This window comes from Melioribacter sp. Ez-97, assembly GCF_051488665.1.
Lineage (GTDB): Bacteria > Bacteroidota > Ignavibacteria > Ignavibacteriales > Melioribacteraceae > Melioribacter.
The window spans coordinates 185,499-209,159 of sequence record NZ_JBPSEG010000005.1; the positions used below are offsets into that span (position 1 = coordinate 185,499).

Sequence of the window (23,661 nt, forward strand, 5' to 3'; positions counted from 1 at the left end):
ATAATTTATTAGTTGCGAATCTAAAAAAAATATACGCCTAAAAAAAGACATTTTAACAGATTACCCAAAAAACGAAAGATTTAGCGGACTTTCAAAAAGCATAATAATACAATAATATCCTTAATATTATTTTTTTATTGACTTATTTTCTTTTAAAATCTAATTTAGAATAAGATAATAAACTCTATTTAGTAATTTTAAAGTCGTTGCTTGCGGCTTTGACTCACAAGGAGGAAAAATGCCGAAACAAACAAGAAGGAATTTTATCAAAACCGCGGCGGCTGCAGGCTCCGTAATTGCAGGACTGCCAAAGAAATCAAACGCCGCTCCGAAAAACATTTTATCCGAAGACAGAATGGGCGTGCTGGTTGATACGACTGTATGCGTAGGATGCAGAAAATGCGAATGGGCTTGCAAAACGGCTCATAATATGCCAACACCCTCTCTGGAATCTTACGACAACAGAGAGGCGATGAAAAAAATGCGTCGTCCCGACCATACTACTTTGACTGTCGTTAACGAATATGAATTCGACGACTATCCCAAGTTTCCGATCGACGTAAAAGTTCAGTGTATGCATTGCGACCGTCCCGCATGCGTTTCCGCTTGTATCGTCGGCGCATTTTCTAAAGAAGAAAACGGCAGCGTAATCTGGGATACGAATAAGTGCATCGGCTGCCGTTATTGTATGGTTGCCTGCCCGTTCCAAATTCCCGCTTTCGAATATCACAAAGCTATTCAACCGGAAATCAAAAAATGCGATTTCTGTTTCGACAGAACTTCAAAAGGCAGGCTGCCGGCATGCGTTGAAATTTGCCCGATGGAAGCCCTTACATACGGCAGAAGAAAAGACTTGATTGACGTTGCGCGGCGTAAAATCGAACTCTATCCCGACAGATACATTAATCACATTTACGGCGAAACCGAAGTCGGCGGCACCGCTTGGCTCTATCTTGCAAGCAGAAAATTCGAAGATTTGCAATTCCCCAAATTGGGCGAAAGTCCGGCGCCGGGCGTTACCGAAGCTATTCAACACGGTATATTCGCCTACTTCCTGCCCCCGATTGCATTGTATGCACTGCTGGGCGGAGTAATGTGGATAAATAAAAATCGCAAAAAATCAGAAGAGGGGGAAGAATAATGGAAGATTACATGAAACCGGCTCCGCTTAAAACCAAATACTTTACTCCCGGAGTAATAATCATTTTTGCTTTTGCAACTGTCGGAATTTTGTTTTTGCTGGCAAGGTTAATATTCGGACTCGGCGCGGTGACAAATTTAAGCAATCAATATCCGTGGGGAATCTGGATTGGAATCGACGTTGCAGCCGGAGTGGCTCTTGCCGCAGGCGGGTTTACAACCGCCGCTCTCGGTCACATTATGCACAAAGAAGAATATCACGTAATCGTGCGCCCGGCTCTTCTTACCGCTCTGCTCGGCTACACTTTTGTGGCTTTCAGCGTGGCGATGGATCTCGGCAGATGGTATTATATATGGCACCCGCTCATTATGTGGAACGGAAATTCCGTATTGTTCGAAGTCGGTATGTGCGTTATGGCTTATCTTACTGTTCTTTATATCGAATTCATTCCGATTGTTACCGAAAGATTCATCGGCAGAGTTAATCTCCCGGGATTTCTTTCGGCTTTAAACAAACCCGTCGATTCTCTGCTGAGAATACTCGATAAAACTCTCAATAAAACCATGTTCATATTTATTATTGCAGGGGTCGTACTTTCGTGTCTGCATCAATCGTCCTTGGGAACGTTGATGGTAATTGCCGGATCCAAAATGCACCCTCTCTGGCAAACTCCGATTCTGCCGCTGCTATTTCTCCTGTCGGCAATCTCGGTAGGATTTCCGATGGTAATTTTCGAATCGCTCATTACTTCGAAATCTTTCGGTTTAAAACCCGAGATGAAAGTACTTTCAAATCTCGGCACGATGGTCGCTCCTTTGCTCGGCATTTATCTCGCATTTAAACTCGGCGACATGGTAATACGCCAAACTTTCGTTTATCTCAACGAGTTAAGCGTAGAAAGCGTTCTGTTTTTAATCGAAATTTTCTTCGGAATTATAATTCCTCTCAGAATATTTCTTTCGCCTAAGCTCACAAAAACACGCGCCGGACTTTTTATCGGCTCGGCTCTCGTTATATTCGGAGTATTACTCAACAGGATTAACAATTTTATTATAGCTTATAATCCTCCTTATAAATACGCAGCTTATTTCCCGTCAATCGGAGAGATACTCGTTACGCTCGGATTTGTTGCGCTTGAAATTCTTCTGTTCCGCGCTTTTGTGATGATATTCCCGATTGTATCCGTACCTCAGCCAGTGGCTTCCAAAACTAAATTTTTTATCAGAGGTAAATAATGAAAAAAATAATATTAATATTATTGACGGCGCCTCTAATTTTGTTTGCTCAGCATTCGAAATTAAACCTGGAATGTAAAACATGTCATTCATGCGATATACCCACCAAAGAGAATCCGTGTCTTATAGATTGCCCGAGAGAAGAATTAATACGAATCGACCAGAAACCCGAAGAAGCTCCGCGAATAATCAAGATTGACCGGATAAAAGAAACAAATCTCTACGAACCGTCAATTTTCGATCATTACGCTCATTCCGATATGTCGGTAATGTCGGGCGACTGCAGAATTTGTCATCATTATAATCCTCCGGGAAATATTATCAGTTGTTCAAAATGCCATAGCCCGCAGCGTAAACGAAACGACATAAGCAAGCCCGACCTGAAAGCCGCATATCACCGTCTTTGCATTTCATGCCATCGGGAATGGAGCGGCGAAATTGAATGCGTAAGCTGCCATACGCCTGCAGGAACTCAAAAAAATCAGCTTTACGAACCCGCCACGACAAAATCGATTCATCCGGAAATAAAAGCTCCCGTTAAGAAAGTTTACGAAACGGATTTCAGCGACGGCAAACTTGTTACATTTTATCACGAGGAACACAATAAAACCTTCGGTTACGATTGCAGCGACTGTCATAAAAACGAAAGCTGCATTAAATGTCACGCATCGAAGAAAATCCCTACAAAAGCGTCGCCCGAAATTCTTCATTCCAAATGCAACAAATGTCACGATACCGAAGAGATCAACTCCTGCAGCAGGTGCCATTCCAATAAAGAAACGCTTCCGTTCAACCATCAAAAGCGCGCCGGCTTCGACATTTCTAAATTCCATTCCGATTTGAAATGCTCGAGATGCCACGTTGTCAAAGGCAAATTTACCGGATTGAAACAAGAATGCAGCGGCTGCCACGGCGTCTGGACTATTGATAATTTCGACCACAAAGTTACGGGACTGAATCTCGACGAAATTCACGTTGAATTCGAATGCGAAAATTGTCATCAGGAGCCGACGTACAATATAAAAAGCTGCGATAATTGTCACGACGACAAATCGTATCCAAAAGACAAACCCGGAAAGGTAATTAAAAAATGAACGGACTTAATGAAATACAATTTTTCAGAAAAATCGGATTGAAATTAATTCTTATAGTCAGTCTGACCGTCGTTTTGATAATAGGCGTTTATGCGTATATCAAAATAAATTTCCAGACGAATTGTCTTCTCGCCGAAGTTGAACGTCACGCCAATCAACTGAGCGAGACGATTAAAAACAGCACGCGCTACGGTATGTTGCTCAATCAGAGAGAATATGTGGACGAAATTGTAAAGACAATCGGTCAGGACAAAACAATCGACAATATCAGAATTTACAATAAAGAAGGCAGAATAATCTATTCGAGCAATCCGGAAGACCTCGGTAAAATGCTCGACAAAAAAGCAGAAAGCTGTTACGCGTGCCATGCCGAGAACAAACCTCTCGAACGTCTGCCGATAAAACAGAGAACCCGAATTTTCAAACTCGGCGATAACAATCCGAGAATTATGGGAATAATAAATCCGATTTACAACGAGAAGTCGTGTTACGAAGCCGAATGTCATGCCCACCCGGAAAATGCGTCTGTTCTCGGAGTGCTCGATATAACGATATCGCTCGAAGAAATCGACGCCACAATTAAACGCAACGAAATTCAGGAATTGATTTTTACGATCGTATCGATTCTTGCAATCGGAATAATAATAAGCATATTCGTAAAACGTTGGGTAGACCGTCCTGTAAAAGAATTGATTAAAGCTACCAATCAGATTGCCGCGGGAAATTTAACCTACGAAATAAAAGAGATAGGCGACGACGAACTGGGTTACCTCGCCAAATCTTTCAACAACATGACAAAAAAGCTGTACGAGACACAACAACAGCTGTTCCAATCCGATAAAATGGCTTCGCTCGGAAAGCTAGCAGCCGGCGTCGCTCACGAAATCAATAACCCTTTAACCGGCGTGCTCACTTACAGCAGTTACTTAATGAAACGAGCCAAAGACAATCCCGAATTGCAGGAAGACCTGCAGGTAATAGTAAGGGAAACTATGCGATGCCGGGATATAGTTAGAAGCCTTCTCGATTTTTCAAGACAATCTTCGCCCAAGAAAAATCTGATTAATATCAATGAAATTATTGAAAGAACCGAGTCGGTGGCTCATAATCAGTTGTCGCTTAATAATATTAAACTGACAAAAATACTCGACAATAATTTACCGCAGATCGCGGCGGACCAGAATCAAATTCAGCAGGTATTATTGAATCTTATACTGAATGCAATCGACGCAATCGGTAATAAAGGCGGTGAAATAGTAATCAAGACCAAACAACTTACTCTGCCTCCGAAAGGATATACGCATATCAAAGCGGCGCTTTGCCCCAAGAATCATAATTTGATCGACAACGAGAATAAAATTGCCGGGATGTCTTCGATTCGCGTAAAATTAAAATCGGGCGAAAACGAAGGAGCGGTATTCATCGACCCGATCTACGGAAGGTCTCAACATTACTTCGGCATTCCGATCGAAAAAAATTCTCACATAGGCATTCATTGCCCTGTATGCGACGTATCGTTAATTGACCGGAATTCAAATTGTCCGGTTTGCGGCGGTCCTGTTTTCAAGTTCGAAGTTCCCGGAAAAGGTTACGTCGAAATGTGCGCTTCTTTCAACGACGACTGGCAGAGATGGGAAAGAATAGACAATGCTGGAGCCAGAAAATTCGTCGAAATTGAAATTTCAGACAACGGCTGCGGTATTCCTCAGGAACATTTGAACCGAATATTCGAACCGTTCTTTACAACAAAAGGACAAAAAGGAACCGGACTCGGACTTTCAGTAGTCTGGGGAATAATCGACAATCACGACGGCTCGATTTCGGTTAAAAGCGAACCCGGCATAGGAACGACATTTTCAATTAAACTTCCGGCTGAAAATTATGAATAACAGTTTCGACATATTGATAATCGACGACGAATCGGTCATTATCGATTCGATTATTAAAATATGCAAACTAAATAATCTGACGGCAGATTCGGCTGACACTTACGAAGCTGCAATTCAAAAAATCAAAGGAAACAAATACGGACTCGTAATTTGCGACATTATGCTGCCCGACAAAGACGGTTTTGAAATTCTTAAGTCGCTCTGCTCAATCGGATACGAAGCTCCCGTCATAATGATTACCGGTTATACGACGCCCGAGATGGCTGTTAAATCGATAAAGCTCGGGGCTTTTGATTTTCTTCCCAAACCTTTTACGATAGACGAACTTTCGGCTGTCGTTAAAAGAGGCATAGCCTACGGCAAACTTAACCTCAAAGCGGTTAAAAACAAAAACGAATTGCTCTATGTGCCCTGTCCTGCCAAATACTATCGTTTCGGATACGGAACGTGGATAAAGCCCGACCTGCCGGTCAATCTAATCAACGAAGAATTCTCATACGGGAGCTTTGTTACCGGCGCGACCGATTTATTCGTCAAACTGACTGACGGAGTAAAAAAAATAGAGCTGCTTCAAATTAACGACAAAATTTCGCAGGCGTCGGCGGCGGCATATATCACCGACTACGAAGGTTTGACTCATACTCTGAGTATGCCCGTTAGCTGCCGCATAATCGACCGAAACGAAAAAGCGCTCGAAAAACCGGGATTAATCGAAAAAGACCCTTATTTCGAAGGATGGCTTTATAAAGTGATTCCTGTGAATTTGAAAGACGAAATCGAAAATTTAATCCCGTGCAGTTCCGACAGATAATTTTTAACAACAGGAGAAATAGATATGTCTTTATTCATTTTACTTTTAATCATTCTCATTATTGCGGACGTTATAATCAGAATATTCATCAAAAAATATGAAGAAGCAAAACTCCGCAAAGAAAGAGAAGCAGTTCTTGCCGAAGTAGTAAAAGTAGACTACGGCAAAGAAGTCAAAACATTAAAAAGAGCCGAAGTGCAAAATCCGAAAGCCCGGATTCTTTGCGTTGACGACGAAGACGTTGTTCTCGACAGTTTCAGGAAAATCTTGGTTCTCGACGGTTATTCGGTCGATACGGTTAATTCGGGTCCCGAAGCAATTACTTTGGTTCAAAGCCATCATTACGATTTTGTATTTACCGATTTGAAAATGCCGGAAATGGACGGAGTTGAGGTAACCAAAACTATAAAACATCTGCGACCCGATATCGATGTAATAATCATAACGGGCTATGCCACAGTTGAGTCGGCGGTGGAATGCATGAAATACGGAGCTATGGATTACGTTCAAAAGCCGTTTACCGAGGACGAACTCCTCGATTTCACGAAAAAATGTCTCATCAAACGGCAGGAGCGCATCAAAAAACAGCTCAAACCCCGCGTTCATATTTCTCATCTGCCGGAAACCGAAAAAATCGGGCAAGGCGAATTTTCGATTCCGGGCGGAGTTTTTATTTCGGATAATCACTGCTGGACCGCAATTACCGAGGACGGAGCCGCCAGAATCGGCATTGACGATTTTGCAAAGAAAATCGTCGGTAAAATCGACAATATCGAATTTCCCAATCTCGGTATGAATATTAAAAAGGGACAAACTTTATTCAGCCTTATTCAAAAAAACCGCGTAATTAAATTTGCATCACCATTAAGCGGACAAGTTAAAGCTATCAATAACGAATTGAGGGAAAACATCGATCTTCTCGACATTACTCCATACGGTAAACATTGGATTTGCACTCTCGATGCGGAAAATCTCGAATCCGAACTGGCTGAACTCAAAATCGGCAAAAGCGCCGTGGCATTCTATCAGGAAGAGATCGACAGATACCTCGAAACCTTCAAAGACAAAGTCAAAAGCGCGAACGGAAAAGAGGGCTCATTCAGCGGTATTGAAAATCTGGAAGATAAAGACTGGTATCTGGTTACGGGCTCTTTTTTCGAAAAATGACACGATTAATCCCGCAGTTTTACTGCGGGATTTTTTTAATCAAAATTTTTATTGACTTAATCCTCTCGAGTAAATATTTTTAGATAGGATATTTAAGTCCATTATCTTATTAATACGAAAAGCATTCTCATTATTAATAAAGAAAACGGATTATCGGATAGAATTTCGAATTTTCAGCCGTTCATTTTTCAGCACGATATTTGATTACTATTTCTTTCGCATAAATTATCTGGAGACTAAATGATTCGTAAAACTGTTCTTTTATTTGCGTGCTCTCTATTTATATTATTTAATCATGAATTAAATGCTCAAGATTTTAATTGCCTCGACTGTCACGAAGTAAGCATCGAAAAATCCGTCCATTTCGAAGCAATCGAATGTCAGGATTGCCATCAGGATGTAGTAGACGAAGAACATATGGATAACGGCGCGGAAAAAGTCGATTGTACAATGTGCCACGACGACAAGATGAATTCGGTCGAAAACGACATTCATCACAGGTTGAAAATTAAAAACGCGCCGGGATGCGTTTCCTGTCACGGCTCGCATAATATTAAAAAGCCGTCGACTTCCCTGTCAACGAATTCGAGAACCTACTGCTCGAAATGCCACGAAGCCAAACCTTTGCTTACGAGTTATCACGCCGAAAAAATAAGCAAAGACAATTGTCTCAGCTGTCACAAAAAGGAAGACGTCAAATTAACGCTGCCCACATCCGTTCACAGCAAGCTCGAATGCGCAGACTGCCACAGCTACATCGCTCAAAATATCTCCAAACACCCGAAAAATCTAAAAATTACAGAAGTTGCAAACTGCTACGTATGCCACGTAGATATAGCGGCGCAACATAAAGAAAGCATACACGGAATAGCCCTGAGCGAAGGAATTGACGACGCCGCCAAATGCTGGGACTGCCACGGTTCGCATAACATCAAGAAGGTCGACCATCCCTCAAGTCCCGTAAATTCCGTCAATATCGGAATTACCTGCAGTAAATGTCACGATAATCCGGAGATTGCAAAGAAATACGACATCGGTCTGGTAAGCCCTGGTCAGAAATACAGCTCCTCGGTTCACGGAATGATGGTAAAGGAAGGCAATAAAGGAGCCACCTGTACTACATGTCACGGGGTTCACGATATCAAAAACAAAGTCCAGCAGGGTTCCAAGATATCGGCATTTAATCTGCCCGAAACATGCGGACAGTGCCACGAGAAAGAAGCCAAGGAATATATGGAGTCGATTCACTGGATTCGCGCTAAGAAAGGCTACCGCGAATCGCCCGTTTGCAACGACTGCCATAACGAGCACGACATAACCCCGATTTCCGGCGGCGATAAAAGACTCGAGGCTCGCAAAATACAACAAAAAACCTGCATGGTTTGCCATGAAAATCCGCGCATTGCCGAACGTTTCGGAATCAACGGTAATCAGGCTAAATCGTATCAGGACAGTTATCACGGATTAGCCGTTATGCGGGGCGATAAAGACGCGGCTATGTGCGTCGATTGTCACGGCGTTCATAAAATTTTGCCTAAAGAACACCCCGAATCCGCCGTAAATGTTTCAAACGTAACTGAAACGTGTCAAAAATGTCACCCCGAAGCAACCCCCGTATTCTCTCAAAGTTATTCGCACGTTACGATTAATGAAGAAGCCGCTAAGGTAGAAAAAATTGTAACCGATATTTATTTCTGGCTGATTGTATCGGTTATCGGCGGTATGATATTGCACAACCTGCTTATCTTTTTATATGAGATTAAGAAGAAGAAAAAAAGAACCGAAAAGGAAATTACAATACCGCGCTTTACGAAGAGCGAAGTCCTTCAACATTTTCTGCTGCTCGTTTCGTTCATTGTTCTGGCTATTACAGGATTTGCGCTTAAATACCACACAAGCTGGTGGGCAGAACTTTTGATGTACTTCGGAATGACTGAAACCGTGCGCCAATATATCCACCGCGGCGCGGCTGTTCTTATGATCGGCGTCGGAGTTTATCATGTGTTCTATCTTATTTTCACAGCGCGGGGAAGAGACGTTCTCAAAAATCTGTTACCGAAACATACCGACATAATCGAAGCAAGGGACACCATACTTTATTATCTGAGAATTAAAAAAGAAAAACCGATTTACGATAAATATGATTACACCGAAAAAGCCGAATATTGGGCTTTAATATGGGGTACGGTAATTATGGGCGCCACCGGTTTCATTCTCTGGTTCCCGACTGTTGTTGGCGACTGGGCTCCCGTATGGTTGATTAAAGTAAGCGAGCTTATCCATTTTTACGAAGCTATTCTTGCTACGCTTGCAATTCTTGTTTGGCACTGGTTCTTTGTGATTTTCCATCCGCATGAATACCCGATGAGTTTGACCTGGATCGACGGCAAAATGACGCTTAAGAACTACAGACATCATCACGAAAAACATTTCAGAAAAGTTCTTTTGGAATGGAAAGAATATAAAGCCGGAAAAAGAGAAGAAAAACGACTCAGCAATTCCACTCTTCTCTTTACGAAAACATTGAGAGAAAACAATCTCGATCCCGACGCAGTTTTCGATAAAGAACTCGAAAACGACCCGGAACTGAGATTGTGGCTCGAAAATAAATTGAATCCGGAAGATAACAAAGGGGAAAAATAAAGATAATAAGACGGTTGCCTCTTAATATTGATTGAGCTATATTCAATTAAAATAAATAAACAACTTTTATCAAAAAAGCGCGGAGGAAATATGTTTAAGAATGGTATTATCCTTACCATAGTTGCAGTTCTATGTTTCTTTATATTGCCCGAAACCCTGAACGCTCAAGAGCACGGGTATATAGGCGCAGAAGCATGCGGTATGTGTCACAAAAGCGAAAAGCAAGGCGAGCAATTAAAAATCTGGCAAGGTACAAAACACGCTAACGCTTATAAAGCGCTCCTCTCGGAAGAGGCAAATAAAATTTCCGGAGAAGTTAAAGCGGTCGAAAATCCCAAATGTCTCAAATGCCACGCAAGCGGCTACGACGTCGATAAAAAATTACTTGGGAAAAAATTCTCCGTTGAAGACGGCGTTCAATGCGAAACCTGCCACGGTCCGGGAGAAGATTACAAATCGATGAAAGTTATGAAAAGTCGCGACGAAGCGGTCAAAAACGGCTTGAGAATCTGGAAAGACGAAGCCGAAATCGAAAAATTTTGCAAAACTTGCCACAACGAAGAAAGTCCGACTAAAAAAGAATTCGATTTTGCAAAAATGTGGCCTCAAATTGCTCACCCTGTTCCCAAAAAATAAAGGCAGAACATGAAAAGGTTATTAATAATATTCTTTCTATTCCTGCCGTTCTTATTGAACGCTCAAAATATTAACGGCAGAATTACGTCTTCGTTTTATTCGTTCGAAAGATATAATACCGCCAGTTCATCTGAAACATTTTTCAGAACCTATCAGGCTTTGAACCTTAACGCAAACTACTCGAAATTCTCCTTGCGTACACGATTTAATTTTGAAAGCAATCTGGGCAATGCTCTCGACGCCGATCCCCGGGTTCGTTTCTACAATCTTTATCTCGAAGCGCGCGATCTCTTGGGCATTGCAACCGTAAAATTGGGAAGACAGCCGCTCTTTACTCCTGTAGCCGGCGGTCTTTTCGACGGTATTAATCTCAAATTAAAATACGCGGGATTTTCGCTGACAGGTTTCTACGGCGGTAACCTGCCGGCATATCAAAAACTCGAATTAACGCACGACCTCGGCAACGATTACATTATGGGAGGTCGTTTCGAAACGGTTGCCTTGAAAAACTTCCGTCTCGGCGTATCGTATATCGACAAGAATTTCAAATCGGTCGATTATTACGCCGAACGACTCGACGAGAATCTCGACCCGGTTACTATCCTGATTCAATCGAAATCGAATCAATACAAATTACTCTCTGCCGACGCTTATTATTCATACAACAACCTCGTCGACGTAAGCACGCGTTACGAATATGATTTGAACTATGAAGTGACTTCAAAAGTCGAATTCGACGGAAGAGTAAACGCAACCGACAAACTTGGGCTCAATTTTTATTATAACTATAGAGAGCCCAGGATACGTTACAACTCGATCTTCTCCGTATTCGACTACGGTAATTCTCAGGAAATCGAAGGCGGTTTCGACTATAAGATTTCGGGTCTCTATCGCCTCTTCTTCAAATACGGCGACGTTAAATTCGACTCCGAACACTCATCGAGATTGAGTCTCGGCGTTACAACTCAGTACGGTTCGGTTTCATACCGCAAGACTTTAGGCGACGCCGGAGAACTCGACGCCGCTTCTCTCTATTTGGCAAAATCGTTTGTCGAAGGATTAATCACCCCTTCGGTCGGAGTTACATACACCAGCTATAAACTTTCAAGCGACGACGAGACCAATTCCATTACCGCTCTCCTAGTCGGTATTAACTTCAGACCATGGAGAATTTTATCTTTCGATTTCCAAACGCAGTATTTCAACAATAAGATATACAAAAACGATTTCAGAGTTTTATTCAAAGTTAATTACTTGTTTAATACAAACTTGTAGACCATTATGAAAATAAAATTTATTTATCTGCCGCTCAGCCTTTTGATTCTCGTTTTTCTTACAGTAGCAGCAATCGACGCGGACAAAGGCAACGAGCCACGTAAAACCAATAAGGACATAATTAAATTTTCTCACGAGCTTCATAGTGAAGTAACAGATTGTGCGTCGTGTCATACAAATGTGGCAAGCAGCATAAAACTTAACGACAGGCTATTGCCCGAAAAAGATGTCTGCGCTACGTGTCACGACGTTGAGGATACGGACAATTGTCAAATGTGTCATTATGAAGATGTATTCGAGCCTCTGATTCAAACGAAGAGTTCGTTGATATTCAACCACAGCTTTCACATCAACGAGCAAGAGATGGAATGCGCCGCTTGCCATAAAGGGCTCGACGGCGTAGATTACGGTTTCGAATCTGCGAGCGTCAACCCGCCGATGAGCAGTTGTATTACCTGCCACAACAATAAATCGGTGGCTGTAAACGACTGCGAAGTCTGCCACATTTCGACCGTCAATTTAATTCCCGACGACCATCAGCAGGTTGGCTTCTTCAAAGCTCACAAGTTCAAAGCCACCGCAATGGACAGTAATTGCGAAATGTGTCACGATAACAGTTTCTGCGAGGCTTGTCACGTATCGACTACAATGATGACCGAGACAAATACAGAATCGGATTTTTACGTTCCGTATTCTCCGCATAAGTTCACAGACAACACAAAGATGCAACAGATAACGCGGGTTCACGATTTGAATTACCGCTTTTCGCACGGCATCGACGCAAATACAAAGTCCGCCGAATGCCAGACGTGCCATCAGGTAGAAACATTCTGCGCAGAATGCCATAATAACGGCGGAGGAGATTATGCGCTCGAAGGAGCCATGCCGGCTTCGCATACCAAACCGAATTTTGTTACAATCGGCGTTGGAACGGGAGGCGGACAGCACGCTATCCTTGCAAAGCGCGACATTGAATCGTGTTCGTCGTGTCACGACCTCCAGGGTGCGGATCCGAATTGCGTCCTCTGCCATGTCGATAACGACGGCGTTAAAGGAACTAACCCGAAAACCCACGTAAGCGGATTTATGAACGGCTCCGACGGCGATTGGCATTCCGACTTTAATTCCGTATGCTATTCGTGTCATACTGACGCCAACGCTCGCCCGGACGGCATTAAAGGCGTGGGATTCTGCGGTTATTGTCACAATTAAATTTTTGGGTAGATTATGAAATATATTAAATATTATTTGGCTCTATCGTTATTATTCGTTTTAGCTTCTTGCAGCGACGTTCAGGAGGAAATTACTCCGCCGGCTCAGTTGAGCGTTCACGGAGCGGGATTTTTGTCGCAATCCTCCGATAATTTTCACGGCAAGAAGCTGACAGATAATAGTATGGAAAGTTGTAAACAATGCCATGCTTCGAATTATTCCGGAGGCACCGCAGGCGTCAGCTGCGTAAATTGCCACCCCGCAATCAACGTCCATGTCGACGGTATATTGTTGCCGGGTTCGGATAACTTTCACGGCAGATTTATTGCCGCTACTAACTGGAATCTTTCGCAATGCGCCCAGTGCCACGGCGACGATTATGCAGGTGGAATTACCAGTCCCACTTGTACGACATGTCACAACAAAGCGGGCGGTCCCGAAGCATGCAACACATGTCATGGCGACTTTTTCAAAGGCGGAAGCATAGCCCCGCCGCAGGCGACAAATAATGCAAAGGAAACTTCCGACCCGAGAGTGGGCGCTCATCAGGCTCACTTGAATGCGTCTTTGTTATCCGATAACGTCTCCTGCATGGAATGCCATATACTGCCGACAAGCTTTGAAGCGCCCGGACATATCGACAACACACCGCACGCAGAGGTTATCTTCGGCGCGTTTACGTCTTCAGGTCCTTCAAGTCCTTCTTATGATTTTGCCAGCAATACCTGTAGCAACACTTACTGTCACGGCAATTTCGAATTCAAGAAAGAAAATTCAGACTATCCGTTTATTTATACCGCCGACAAAATGACCGGCAATAATTTTTCGCCCAAATGGAATCAGGTGGACGGAAGCCAGGCTGCATGCGGCACATGTCACGGCTTGCCGCCCACGGGTCATGAAGACGCCGAACTTCGCGCTTGCGGCACATGCCATGTGGGCGTCGTCGACAAATACGGAAATATTGTCGATAAATCCAAGCATATCAACGGCAAAGTCGATCTTTTCTAAAACTACGAGCAAACGGAAAAAGCCGGCTCTCTGATGCCGGCTTTTTTATTATCCTGACTGTTTCATAATTTAGTTATTTTTGTCATTAAAATTTTTACGAGGTTTTTAATTATGCTGATAGTTGCAGACGAAAACATACCCCAGGTAAAAAATGCGTTCGGCGATTTCGGAGAAGTCAAATTATTTCACGGCAGATCGATAACAAAAAAAGATTTGATTGACGCCGATGCTCTGTTGGTAAGGTCTATTACAAGAGTCGATAAAAATCTTCTCGAAGGAACGAAAGTCAAATTCGTCGCTACCGCCACAATAGGCACGGATCATATCGACAAAGATTATCTTAACAAAGCAGGTATTAAATTCGCCGACGCTGCGGGATGCAACGCTTATTCGGTGGCGGAATATGTTATTTGCTCCCTAACAGAAGTCTTTTTACGCAACGGGAAGGATTTCCGGAACAGTACGATAGGCATAGTCGGATACGGCAATATCGGTACGAAGGTAGAAGCTTTTGCAAAGGCGCTCGGATTCGATACTGTATTAAACGACCCGCCGCTTAAAAGAAAAACAAGCAATTCAAAATTCAAGAGCCTGGAAGAAGCGCTCGTTTGCGATGTAGTTACATTCCATGTGCCTCTGAACAAAGGCGGATTGGATAATACGGTTCATCTGCTGAATGAAGAAAATATAAATAAAATTAAAGACGGCTCGTTGTTAATCAATTCTTCACGCGGCGCCGTTGTCGATAATCAGGCTCTTAAAAAAGTTTTAATGAAAAACAAAAGATTTAACGCGGTTCTGGACGTATGGGAAAACGAACCGTCTATCGACAGAGAATTACTCGAAATTACCGATATTGCAACTCCTCATATTGCGGGATATTCATATGAAGGCAAACTAAACAGCACACTCTTTATCTACAATAAATTTTGCGAATATTCCGGCGTCGAAAAAAAATGGAAACCCGAGTACTTGCCGCTTAATAATAATATTATAAAACCGATACAGACAGACTCCAATGCAGAGCTACTTAAAAATATTCTGAATAACATTTACGACATTAATGACGACAGCATTGTATTGAAGAAAGGATTAAAATTATCCGAAGAAGAATTTTCCCGTTACTTCGACGATCTCAGAAAAAATTACAGAATAAGGCGGGAGTTTTTCAATTATAAGATAGACGGTTCGTCATTAACAGGCGAACAGGCAGCCATTCTAAAATCATTGCGGTTTGAAATCATATAAAGGACGCTGTTCCGTGTATGAACGGAACAGCGCAGAATCTTCAAACTATCGGACCGGCTTTTTTCACATCCTCCGAAACGTTTGCTTCGAAATTCTTAAAATTCTCTTTGAACATTGCAGCCAGTTTACGCGCCGCTTCGTCGTATTTCGATTTATCCGGCCATGTATTCTGAGGATAAAGTATTTCATCCGGAATGCCTTTGATCTTTGTCGGCACTTCGAGTCCGAAATAATTGTCTTTATAAGTTTCTACGTTATCGAGTTCTCCGGCAAGCGCCGCATTAAGCATTCTGCGGGTATATTCGATCTTCATTCTGCTTCCTGTTCCGTACGGACCCCCTGTCCATCCCGTATTTACAAGCCAACAATTTACGTTGTATTTTTGAATTTTATCGCCGAGTAATTTTGCGTATACAGAAGGTTTAAGAACCATAAAGGGAGCACCGAAACATGTGCTGAAAGTTGCCTTCGGTTCGGTAACGCCTTTTTCTGTTCCCGCCACTTTAGCGGTATAGCCCGAGAGGAAATGATACATCGCCTGTTCAGGCGTAAGTTTTGCAATCGGAGGCATAACTCCGAATGCGTCCGCCGTAAGCATTACTATATTTTTCGGATGTCCTCCCGTGCCGTCGGGAACAATATTCGGAATATAATTGATCGGATACGCCGCTCGTGTGTTTTCAGTCAGAGAATCGTCGTTCAAATCGAGCATACGCGTATTAACATCCATCGCTACGTTTTCGAGAATGGTTCCGAATTTACGCGTGGTTTCATAGATAAATGGTTCGGATTCAGCCGACAATCTGATTACTTTGGCATAGCATCCGCCCTCATAATTAAATACGCCTTTATCGCTCCAGCCGTGCTCGTCGTCGCCGATTAATTTTCTTTCCGGGTCTGCGGATAATGTAGTCTTGCCGGTACCCGACAAACCGAACATTACCGCCACGTCGCCGTCCTTGCCTACGTTAGCCGAACAATGCATCGACATTACTCCTTTGAGAGGCATTAAATAATTCATTACGGTAAAAATCGATTTTTTAATTTCGCCCGCGTAACTTGTTCCGCCGATTAGAACAAGTTTTTTGCCGAAGTTAATTATTATAAAAACGCCCGAATTCGTGCCGTCGTTTTCCGGGTCTGCCTGAAAATAGGGCAGATTTATAACAGTAAATTCCGGATAATGATTTACGAGATCTTCTCCTTCGGCTTTGATAAACAAATTTCTTGCAAACAGGTTATGCCACGCCGTTTCGGTTATTACTCTAATCGGGAGTCGATAATCCGGGTCGGCGCCTGCGTAACAATCCTGAACGTACAAGTCCTTGTTTTGCATGTAAGAACACATGTGCGCAAAAATTCTGTCGAAATATTTTTCTTCTATCGGTTTATTTACATTGCCCCACCAGATCTGATCCTGACTCGAATGTTCTTTCACCAAAAACTTATCGTTCGGACTTCTGCCTGTATGCTGCCCGGTTCTTACAACTAACGGTCCCATGTGAGCAATCATCGCTTCCCTGCGCCTTGCAGCCTGTTCGTATAAAGCCGGCGTTGTAAGATTATAGAAAAGATTATTAATATTCTTTATCCCCATATCGTTCAATTGCCGCCAGATTTCCAGTTTTGATTTCATATAAGCTCCGTTATATTATAAAATACGATACAAAGGTATAAAATTAGATTTACTTTATCAACTAAGGCTGCAGAGGCATGACAGTTTACTTTTTACGGTTGTTTATATGTATTTATAAATTTCCTTAAGTATTTTATCTGTCGCTCCGGTGTTGTTTTTTACAAACTCGCCCGCTATTTTCCCTGCGGTTCTTCTTAGATTCTCGTCTGCGAACAAACGCCGGAACGTTTTATAAGCTTCTTTCTGGTTTTTAATTATAATGCCGCCGCCTAGTTTATGCATTTGGACGGCTTCCTGACTGGTTTCTATTTTGGGCCCGTAGACAACCGGGATGGAATAAACGGCGGGTTCAAGCACATTGTGAATTTGACGAAAACTACCGCCTACATAAGCGGCGTCGGCATAACTGTAAAGCGTCAATAAAATACCGACCGAATCTACTATAATTACGCGTTCGCCGTTGTAATTGTTCATCAGGGAAAATCTTATAGTGGAAAATTTATTATAAAAGTCATTTTCGATTTTTTCGATATGAACTAAATCGGGTTCGTGCGGGACGACGATTATCATAAGCTCCGGTATGTATTTCATCAATTTAATTAATGCGGGAAATATTACTTCCTCGTCGGCTTCCCAAACGCTCCCGAGGACAAGCACTTTTTTATTTTGCAGCGCTTCATCTCTGATAACTTTCTTTTCCCTTGCCGTCATGCTTTTAATGTAGACTCTGTCGAAACGCGTATCGCCCACCGGAGTTACTTTTTCCGGAGATAATCCGAACTTGAGAAAATTTATGGCGTCGTTTTCGGAAACGGTCAAAATTTTTGCCGCGCTGTCGAAAACGTATTTATGAAAAGATCTAATTACAGGCAAAAGCCGGCTGCTGTCCGACCGCATTGTAGCGTCGGCTATTAAATAGGGTATTCCTCTTTTTTCGAGCTGCCAGATCGTATTCGGCCAGATATCGTAACGCATAAATATCACCAGACCGGGCTGCGTTATTTCCAAAAAGCGTTTGATATCTTTAATTCTGTCAAAGGGTATATACGAAATAATATCTGCATGCGGATATTTAATTGAATTGCGGTAACCTGAAGGAGAAAAAAATGTAGCGAGAATTATAACATCTCTTTCCTGTTTTAGTTTTTCTATAATCGGTTTTGCCTGCTCGAATTCGCCCATCGAAGCAGCATGGAACCAAACCGTCTTTTTTGAACGGTCGATATCCGCCATCGCAATTATCAGATTTTCGAAGAGGCGCTCCCTTTCTTGAACGCTCATTCTTATCTTGCCTCCAATTACAGGCGCAATTACTTTTAAGAGCGCAGAAAGCGGATAAAAGAAAATGTTATATATTATTTGCCAGAACCTTTTCATTTTTCTTCGAGTAATTTTATTATATTATTAAAAACCGCGCCGGGAGTTAATTCTTTCATGCATTTAAAATGTCCCTCGGGGCATTTTTCGCGGCCGATATGACTGCACGGACGGCATTCCAGTCCCTCGTTTTCTACCAGTCCGTATCTTACTTTGTACGGAAGGAATCCGAATTCTTTAACGCTCGAGCCGAATATGACAATCAACGGTATGTTCTGAGACGCCGCCAGATGCATCAACCCTGTGTCGTTGCTAACTATAAGTTTGCACTTTTTCATAATGAAAGCGAGTTTCAGAAGCTCGTCGTTTGTACTCATGTCGACTGCATCCGGAATATTGCCTGCAATAAAACCGCACAAATCCTTGTCCGATTTTCCTCCGAGGACGAGCGTTTTAAATCCTCTTTCACGGATTTTTTTGCCCAGTTCTACAAAATACTCGGGCGGCCACATTTTTGTAAAATGTCTCGACCCGGGGCAGAATCCGATATAATTACCCTCTTCCAGATCGACTTCAATATTACCGGGTAAAAACACCTCCGTCCCGTATTCATCCAGTTTCAAACCCGGCACCGAAGCGGCATACAGCTCAGGTATCGATTTGACGTTCTTGTATAAATTTATACGGAATCTAGATAAAAGTATTTTTTTAAAAGCCGGTTTTCGGAACCTGTAAATTTGTCCGCCTGCGGCAATATTTATTCGGTTGCTTCTTAAATTATTCTGCAAGTCGACAACCATATCGTAGTTCCGGGAGGACACTTTTTTCAATAATTCTTTAACATTATTCTTGTCATATTTCAGAACGCTGCGCAGATATTTATTGTATGTTAATGCGTCGGCATATTGCGGTTTAACCACAAAATCGATTTCCGAATTTTTATATCTGGATTTTAATGATCGGATTACAGGAGTGGTTAGTATTACGTCTCCCAGAGAGCTTAGCCTTATAACGAGAATTTTTAGAGGACGATTTTCATCCACAACGAGAACGCCTTTTCTTTAACGCAAATTTAGACAATTCAAAGAACGATTCAAAACCCGCAGTCGTATCGTTGGCAACTAAGCTCAATCTTCATTATTTTTGGTTAATAAATTACGAAATGTGAGTTGAATTATGACGACATTACCATCGCCCGGCACAAAAACTTTTCCTGAAGATTCGTTAGAAAAGAAATGTTATAATTTTGTGGAAACGCTCGAAAAATATATACCGATTCCGAACGAGCGGTACAGATTAGCTTTCAATTTATACCGTTTTAAAAAAGGAGAAGGAGATCCGCCGGCGGTAATTTTGAAATCGGCTAAAATAAAATTTGAAAACATCGCCGAGAAAGAACTTGCCGATTTGATAGACGAAGGCATTAAAAATTTTTAATTAATATTTCAACATAAGGCTGGATTTCCTCCAGCCTTATTGTCAATTTGCCCGCCCGCCGATTTTAATTCAGCGCTATTCTTTTTCTTCGTCCAGAAATTTTTTTAGAAGTTCTATATCGTCTTTGCTGCCGGCAAAAATAGGCGTGCGTTCGTGAAGCGACGAAGGCGTCAGTTCGAGAATTCGTTTTTCTCCGTCGATTGCAACTCCGCCTGCCGCCTCGATAATAAACGAAACAGGATTGCATTCGTATACGAGTCTCAATTTCCCTTTCGGATTTCTCTTATCGCCCGGATACATAAACGTACCGCCGTATAAAAGCGTTCTGTGTATGTCGGCGACCATGGAACCCACATATCTCAATTGATACGGTTTCCCTTCGAATTTATTTACCTGAAGATGTTTTATATATTTCTTTAATCCCCTGCTCCAGGAATTATAATTTCCTTCATTAATACTGTAGATTCTTCCTCTGTCCGGAATCTTAATATTGTCGTGCGACAAAAGGAATTCGCCGAAAGCCGGGTCCAATGTAAATCCGTATACGCCGTGCCCCGCGCTGTAAACAAATATTGTGGAAGGACCGTACACAATATAGCCCGCGGCTACCTGTTTATATCCCGGCTGCAAGCAGTCTTCGATCGTGCCCGGACCGTTGCCTTTGCTTATTCGTCTGTAGATTGAAAAAATAGTGCCTATGCTCACATTAGCTTCGATATTCGACGAGCCGTCCAGCGGATCGAACAGGAGAACGTATTTTCCGATTTTATGATGAGGCGGAAGGTGGATAATATTTTCGTCTTCTTCAGACGCCATAACGCAAAAGTGTCCGCCGTGGTCCATCGCTCTTATAAGCATTTCGTGAGCGAACAGATCGAGTTTTTTGACGTCTTCGCCGTGGACGTTCGTTTTACCGGTGAATCCGAGGATTTCGACTAAGCCCGCTTTGTTTACTTCGAGTGAAATTACTTTTGCAGCCAATCCCAATTGCAATAAGATGGCTGATAATTCTCCCGTAGCTTCGGGATGCAATTTTTCACCTTCGAGGATATGACGGGGGAGCGTCATAAATTGCTTCAAAGGCATAATGCCTCCTGCTTTAGTTGGATTTAATTACTTCCTGATCTTTGTACTGTAATTGATAGAGCTTGTAATAGATTCCCTTACGAGCCAGCAATTCCTGATGCGTGCCTACTTCTTTCAATTCGCCTTTGTGCATAACGAGAATTTTGTCGGCATTTTGAATTGTTGAAAGCCGGTGGGCTATTACAATTGAGGTTCTCCCCCGAAGTAATTTTTCAATTGCTTTTTGAATTAATATTTCCGTTTCGGTGTCGATACTCGACGTAGCCTCGTCGAGAATCAATATTTTGGGATTATATGCGAGCGCCCTGGCAAACGAAATCAATTGTTTCTGACCGACGCTGAGCGTAGCGCCTTTTTCTTTGACTATTTCATCGTACTTGCCGGGCAATTTCATAATGAAGTCGTGAGCTCCAACCGTTTTAGCGGCGCTGATTATCCGTTCTTCGGAAATTTCTTCATTACCGAGAGATATATTGGACTTAATAGTTCCGGAAAAAAGATACACATCCTGCAGCACAACTGAAATATACCTTCTCAAATCCCTTTTGTCAACTTTGCTTATATCGACGCCGTCGAGAAAAATTGCGCCTTTTTCGATATCGTAGAAACGCGTTAAAATATTGATGATGCTCGTCTTGCCGGCTCCCGTGGCGCCTACTATCGCCGCCGTTTCTCCGGCGTTAATCTTAAACGAGATATCTTTCAATACGTATTCTCCCGGGTTATAAGCGAACCACACATTCTTAAATTCGATTTCGCCTTTGACGTTCTCCAGTTTGACGGGATTTTCCGGATTTTTAACGAAGGTCTTATCGTCGAGTAGTTTGAATATCCTTTCCGAAGAAGCCATGGCTGTCTGGAGAATATTATATTTTTCCGAAAGGTCTCTCACAGGCCGCCAGAACATCTCCGTATATTGAAGAAAAGCAATAAGAACGCCGAGAGTCAGATTTTTTTGCACCACCTCTCCGCCGCCGTACCATATAATCAATCCGATTGAAATTGCGCTCAGGAGTTCGACAAACGGAAAAAAGATTGCGTAATAAAAAACCGAGCGTATATTGGCGTTTTTGTAATCGTTGTTTATAGAAGAAAACTTTTTCAGTTCCTCATCCTCTTTCGAAAAAAGTTGAACCACATTCATCCCGGTTATATGTTCCTGCATATACGAATTTAGGCGCGCCAGATGATACCTTACGTCCCGATATGCTTCCCTGACTTTTTTCCTGAACAAAAAGGTAGCGTAAAAAAGGATCGGAATTACCGAAAGAGTAACCAGCGACAGATCCCACGACATCGTAAACATGAAGAAGAAAATCCAGATAATTACAAAGATATCGCTGAAAACCGACACTATTCCCGAAGAGAACATTTCATTAAGCGACTCCACGTCGTTCGTTACCCTGGTTACAATCCGACCGATCGGCGTTTTGTCGAAAAATCTTAGAGCCAATTTTTCTACGTGACGAAACAGCTGCACCCGTATGTCGAAAATTATCTTCTGTCCCATCAATTCCGTGAAGTAGGTTAAAAAGTACTGCACTACCGCCTGCGACAAAAGTGTTCCGAGCAGCAGCGCAGATATTGTAATCAAACCTTCGAAATCTTTATTGGCTATATAATCGTCAATGGCAATTTTTGTCAGATACGGTCTGACGGAAGGCAAAATAGCGACCACAATATTCAACAGAATTGCGAGTAATACGTAACCTTTGTACGGCTTGACGTAAGCCAGCAGCCGCCTCATTAATTTGGCGTCGTACGCTTTGCCTAATATTTCATCGTCTTTCCTGTGGTCGGCCATTAAATCACTTTATAGTAATTCCTGTTTTCGAAAAATGCGTTTATATTTTCCGCCGTGGTTTCAAGTATTCGTTCGACGGCTTCCTGAGAATCGAAAGCCATGTGGGGCGTTAAAATCACGTTTTCGCGTCTCAGCAGAAGATTTCTTTTTAATATCGCGTCGACTTTTTCAAGTTCGACGTTTTTTGTCAACATTTGATTTTCTTCTTTAAGCAGCTCTTCGCCTTCGAATACGTCGAGACCCGCCCCGCCGAAAATACCTTTGTCGATTGCATAGTAGAGCGCTCTCGGTTCGATAAGACCGCTGCGCGCGGTATTGATAAAGAGCGCGCCTTTTTTTACGAGTTCAATATTATTCATATTTATCAGGTGATGAGTGCTCTTGTTATACGGACAATGGAGAGTAATAATGTCCGAGGATTTTAACAGCGTTTCCATGTCGACGTATTTGAAATCGAGCAATTCTTCCAGAATATGATTTTGTTTAACGTCATAAGCGAGAACTTTCATACCGAAGCCCTTGGCAATTTTCATTACGTGCACGCCGATGCTGCCTGCGCCTATTACTCCCAGAGTTTTGCCTCTTAAGTCGAAACCGCGCAAACCTTCGAGCGAGAAATTACTTTGCTGCGCCCTTACGTAGGCTTTGTGAATGTTTCTCGATAATGTTAAAATAAGCGCAAATGTATGCTCCGCCACCGTATTTTCGCCGTAGTAAGGGACGTTAGCAACGGCTATCTTCTTTTTCTTTGCATATTCGATATCTATATGATTAAAGCCGGTGCTCCTTGTCGCGATTAGTTTCAGCTTTCTGGCTCTATCGATAACGCCCTTATCCACTTTATCATAAATAAAGACCGATATAACGTCGGCGTCTTTAATGGCGGGATTATCCGGACTTAGTTCGTCTTTGAAGAAAAAGAGCTCGTATTTATTTTTATCGAATCTTCTTTTTATATAATTTTTTTCTTTAGAAGGTATGGAAAAGAATGCTATTTTTATTTTTTTCATAAGAGATTC

At 42.4% G+C, this 23,661-nt stretch carries 19 protein-coding genes; 13 read left to right on the forward strand and 6 right to left on the reverse strand.

The genetic code is table 11. The annotated features are described in order from the left end of the window. Positions 1-238 precede the first annotated feature (238 nt). From ACSSWA_RS08185 to ACSSWA_RS08240, 12 genes are all read left to right on the forward strand, one after another. A complete protein-coding gene (locus ACSSWA_RS08185; protein ID WP_437356079.1) occupies positions 239-1,141 on the forward strand; it encodes a 4Fe-4S dicluster domain-containing protein in 903 nt (300 codons plus the stop codon). Beyond that, a complete protein-coding gene (gene nrfD / locus ACSSWA_RS08190; RefSeq protein ID WP_437356080.1) occupies positions 1,141-2,376 on the forward strand; it encodes an NrfD/PsrC family molybdoenzyme membrane anchor subunit in 1,236 nt (411 codons plus the stop codon). The genes ACSSWA_RS08185 and nrfD overlap by 1 nt, the downstream gene beginning before the upstream one ends. Then, the gene (locus tag ACSSWA_RS08195; protein WP_437356081.1) at positions 2,376-3,470 is read left to right on the forward strand and encodes a cytochrome c3 family protein; all 1,095 of its coding nucleotides are present in this window, start codon (positions 2,376-2,378) and stop codon (positions 3,468-3,470) included. Before nrfD ends, ACSSWA_RS08195 begins: the two co-directional genes overlap by 1 nt. Next, entirely contained in the window at positions 3,467-5,359 is a 1,893-nt protein-coding gene (locus ACSSWA_RS08200) for an ATP-binding protein (RefSeq protein ID WP_437356082.1), read from the forward strand. Before ACSSWA_RS08195 ends, ACSSWA_RS08200 begins: the two co-directional genes overlap by 4 nt. Continuing rightward, a complete protein-coding gene (locus ACSSWA_RS08205; protein WP_437356083.1) occupies positions 5,352-6,170 on the forward strand; it encodes a response regulator in 819 nt (272 codons plus the stop codon). The genes ACSSWA_RS08200 and ACSSWA_RS08205 overlap by 8 nt, the downstream gene beginning before the upstream one ends. A 24-nt stretch (positions 6,171-6,194) precedes the next feature. Then, positions 6,195-7,337: a response regulator gene (locus tag ACSSWA_RS08210; protein WP_437356084.1), complete on the forward strand. Its 1,143-nt coding sequence runs from the start codon at positions 6,195-6,197 to the stop codon at positions 7,335-7,337. 240 nt (positions 7,338-7,577) lie between these two features. Beyond that, positions 7,578-9,980, forward strand: a complete 2,403-nt coding sequence (locus ACSSWA_RS08215) for a cytochrome c3 family protein (protein WP_437356085.1) — start codon at positions 7,578-7,580, stop codon at positions 9,978-9,980. 90 nt (positions 9,981-10,070) lie between these two features. After that, on the forward strand, positions 10,071-10,616 hold the full coding sequence (locus ACSSWA_RS08220; RefSeq protein ID WP_437356086.1) for a multiheme c-type cytochrome: 546 nt from the start codon (positions 10,071-10,073) through the stop codon (positions 10,614-10,616). A 9-nt stretch (positions 10,617-10,625) separates the two neighbouring features. Continuing rightward, on the forward strand, positions 10,626-11,891 hold the full coding sequence (locus tag ACSSWA_RS08225) for a hypothetical protein (RefSeq protein ID WP_437356087.1): 1,266 nt from the start codon (positions 10,626-10,628) through the stop codon (positions 11,889-11,891). Positions 11,892-11,897: 6 nt separating this feature from the next. After that, complete coding sequence (locus ACSSWA_RS08230) at positions 11,898-13,103, forward strand: cytochrome c3 family protein (protein ID WP_437356088.1); 1,206 nt, start codon at positions 11,898-11,900, stop codon at positions 13,101-13,103. A gap of 15 nt (positions 13,104-13,118) precedes the next feature. Then, positions 13,119-14,114 (forward strand): cytochrome c3 family protein, encoded by a 996-nt coding sequence (locus tag ACSSWA_RS08235; protein ID WP_437356089.1) that lies wholly within the window; start codon positions 13,119-13,121, stop codon positions 14,112-14,114. A 111-nt stretch (positions 14,115-14,225) separates the two neighbouring features. Continuing rightward, positions 14,226-15,362 (forward strand): 4-phosphoerythronate dehydrogenase, encoded by a 1,137-nt coding sequence (locus ACSSWA_RS08240; RefSeq protein ID WP_437356090.1) that lies wholly within the window; start codon positions 14,226-14,228, stop codon positions 15,360-15,362. Between the two features lie 40 nt (positions 15,363-15,402). Here ACSSWA_RS08240 and ACSSWA_RS08245 read toward each other — a convergent pair whose 3' ends face one another. The 3 genes from ACSSWA_RS08245 to ACSSWA_RS08255 all read right to left on the reverse strand — a co-directional run bounded on the left by ACSSWA_RS08245 (position 15,403) and on the right by ACSSWA_RS08255 (position 19,358). After that, positions 15,403-16,998 (reverse strand): phosphoenolpyruvate carboxykinase, encoded by a 1,596-nt coding sequence (locus ACSSWA_RS08245; RefSeq protein ID WP_437356091.1) that lies wholly within the window; start codon positions 16,996-16,998, stop codon positions 15,403-15,405. Positions 16,999-17,100: 102 nt separating this feature from the next. Next, a complete protein-coding gene (locus tag ACSSWA_RS08250) occupies positions 17,101-18,375 on the reverse strand; it encodes a 3-deoxy-D-manno-octulosonic acid transferase (RefSeq protein WP_437356092.1) in 1,275 nt (424 codons plus the stop codon). Beyond that, a complete protein-coding gene (locus ACSSWA_RS08255) occupies positions 18,372-19,358 on the reverse strand; it encodes a glycosyltransferase family 9 protein (protein WP_437356093.1) in 987 nt (328 codons plus the stop codon). Before ACSSWA_RS08255 ends, ACSSWA_RS08250 begins: the two co-directional genes overlap by 4 nt. 133 nt (positions 19,359-19,491) lie before the next feature. Between ACSSWA_RS08255 and ACSSWA_RS08260 the strand changes: the two genes are divergently transcribed. Continuing rightward, positions 19,492-19,752, forward strand: coding sequence for a hypothetical protein (locus tag ACSSWA_RS08260; protein WP_437356094.1), 261 nt, complete (start codon positions 19,492-19,494; stop codon positions 19,750-19,752). A gap of 75 nt (positions 19,753-19,827) precedes the next feature. Here the strand turns inward: ACSSWA_RS08260 and fbp are convergent, their stop codons facing one another. From fbp to ACSSWA_RS08275, 3 genes are read right to left on the reverse strand one after another with little or no spacing between them, the layout of a single operon-like run. Next, positions 19,828-20,838, reverse strand: a complete 1,011-nt coding sequence (gene fbp, locus ACSSWA_RS08265; RefSeq protein ID WP_437356095.1) for a class 1 fructose-bisphosphatase — start codon at positions 20,836-20,838, stop codon at positions 19,828-19,830. Positions 20,839-20,851: 13 nt separating this feature from the next. Continuing rightward, positions 20,852-22,642 (reverse strand): ABC transporter ATP-binding protein, encoded by a 1,791-nt coding sequence (locus ACSSWA_RS08270; RefSeq protein WP_437356096.1) that lies wholly within the window; start codon positions 22,640-22,642, stop codon positions 20,852-20,854. Further along, a complete protein-coding gene (locus tag ACSSWA_RS08275; protein ID WP_437356097.1) occupies positions 22,642-23,652 on the reverse strand; it encodes a hydroxyacid dehydrogenase in 1,011 nt (336 codons plus the stop codon). The genes ACSSWA_RS08270 and ACSSWA_RS08275 overlap by 1 nt, the downstream gene beginning before the upstream one ends. Positions 23,653-23,661 lie beyond the last annotated feature (9 nt).

Coding starts and splice junctions, on each gene's coding strand:
- ACSSWA_RS08185 (WP_437356079.1), top strand. CDS start 239: ATGCCGAAACAAACAAGAAGGAATTTTATCAAAACCGCGGCGGCTGCA.
- nrfD (WP_437356080.1), top strand. CDS start 1,141: ATGGAAGATTACATGAAACCGGCTCCGCTTAAAACCAAATACTTTACT.
- ACSSWA_RS08195 (WP_437356081.1), top strand. CDS start 2,376: ATGAAAAAAATAATATTAATATTATTGACGGCGCCTCTAATTTTGTTT.
- ACSSWA_RS08200 (WP_437356082.1), top strand. CDS start 3,467: ATGAACGGACTTAATGAAATACAATTTTTCAGAAAAATCGGATTGAAA.
- ACSSWA_RS08205 (WP_437356083.1), top strand. CDS start 5,352: ATGAATAACAGTTTCGACATATTGATAATCGACGACGAATCGGTCATT.
- ACSSWA_RS08210 (WP_437356084.1), top strand. CDS start 6,195: ATGTCTTTATTCATTTTACTTTTAATCATTCTCATTATTGCGGACGTT.
- ACSSWA_RS08215 (WP_437356085.1), top strand. CDS start 7,578: ATGATTCGTAAAACTGTTCTTTTATTTGCGTGCTCTCTATTTATATTA.
- ACSSWA_RS08220 (WP_437356086.1), top strand. CDS start 10,071: ATGTTTAAGAATGGTATTATCCTTACCATAGTTGCAGTTCTATGTTTC.
- ACSSWA_RS08225 (WP_437356087.1), top strand. CDS start 10,626: ATGAAAAGGTTATTAATAATATTCTTTCTATTCCTGCCGTTCTTATTG.
- ACSSWA_RS08230 (WP_437356088.1), top strand. CDS start 11,898: ATGAAAATAAAATTTATTTATCTGCCGCTCAGCCTTTTGATTCTCGTT.
- ACSSWA_RS08235 (WP_437356089.1), top strand. CDS start 13,119: ATGAAATATATTAAATATTATTTGGCTCTATCGTTATTATTCGTTTTA.
- ACSSWA_RS08240 (WP_437356090.1), top strand. CDS start 14,226: ATGCTGATAGTTGCAGACGAAAACATACCCCAGGTAAAAAATGCGTTC.
- ACSSWA_RS08245 (WP_437356091.1), bottom strand. CDS start 16,998: ATGAAATCAAAACTGGAAATCTGGCGGCAATTGAACGATATGGGGATA.
- ACSSWA_RS08250 (WP_437356092.1), bottom strand. CDS start 18,375: ATGAAAAGGTTCTGGCAAATAATATATAACATTTTCTTTTATCCGCTT.
- ACSSWA_RS08260 (WP_437356094.1), top strand. CDS start 19,492: ATGACGACATTACCATCGCCCGGCACAAAAACTTTTCCTGAAGATTCG.
- fbp (WP_437356095.1), bottom strand. CDS start 20,838: ATGCCTTTGAAGCAATTTATGACGCTCCCCCGTCATATCCTCGAAGGT.
- ACSSWA_RS08270 (WP_437356096.1), bottom strand. CDS start 22,642: ATGGCCGACCACAGGAAAGACGATGAAATATTAGGCAAAGCGTACGAC.
- ACSSWA_RS08275 (WP_437356097.1), bottom strand. CDS start 23,652: ATGAAAAAAATAAAAATAGCATTCTTTTCCATACCTTCTAAAGAAAAA.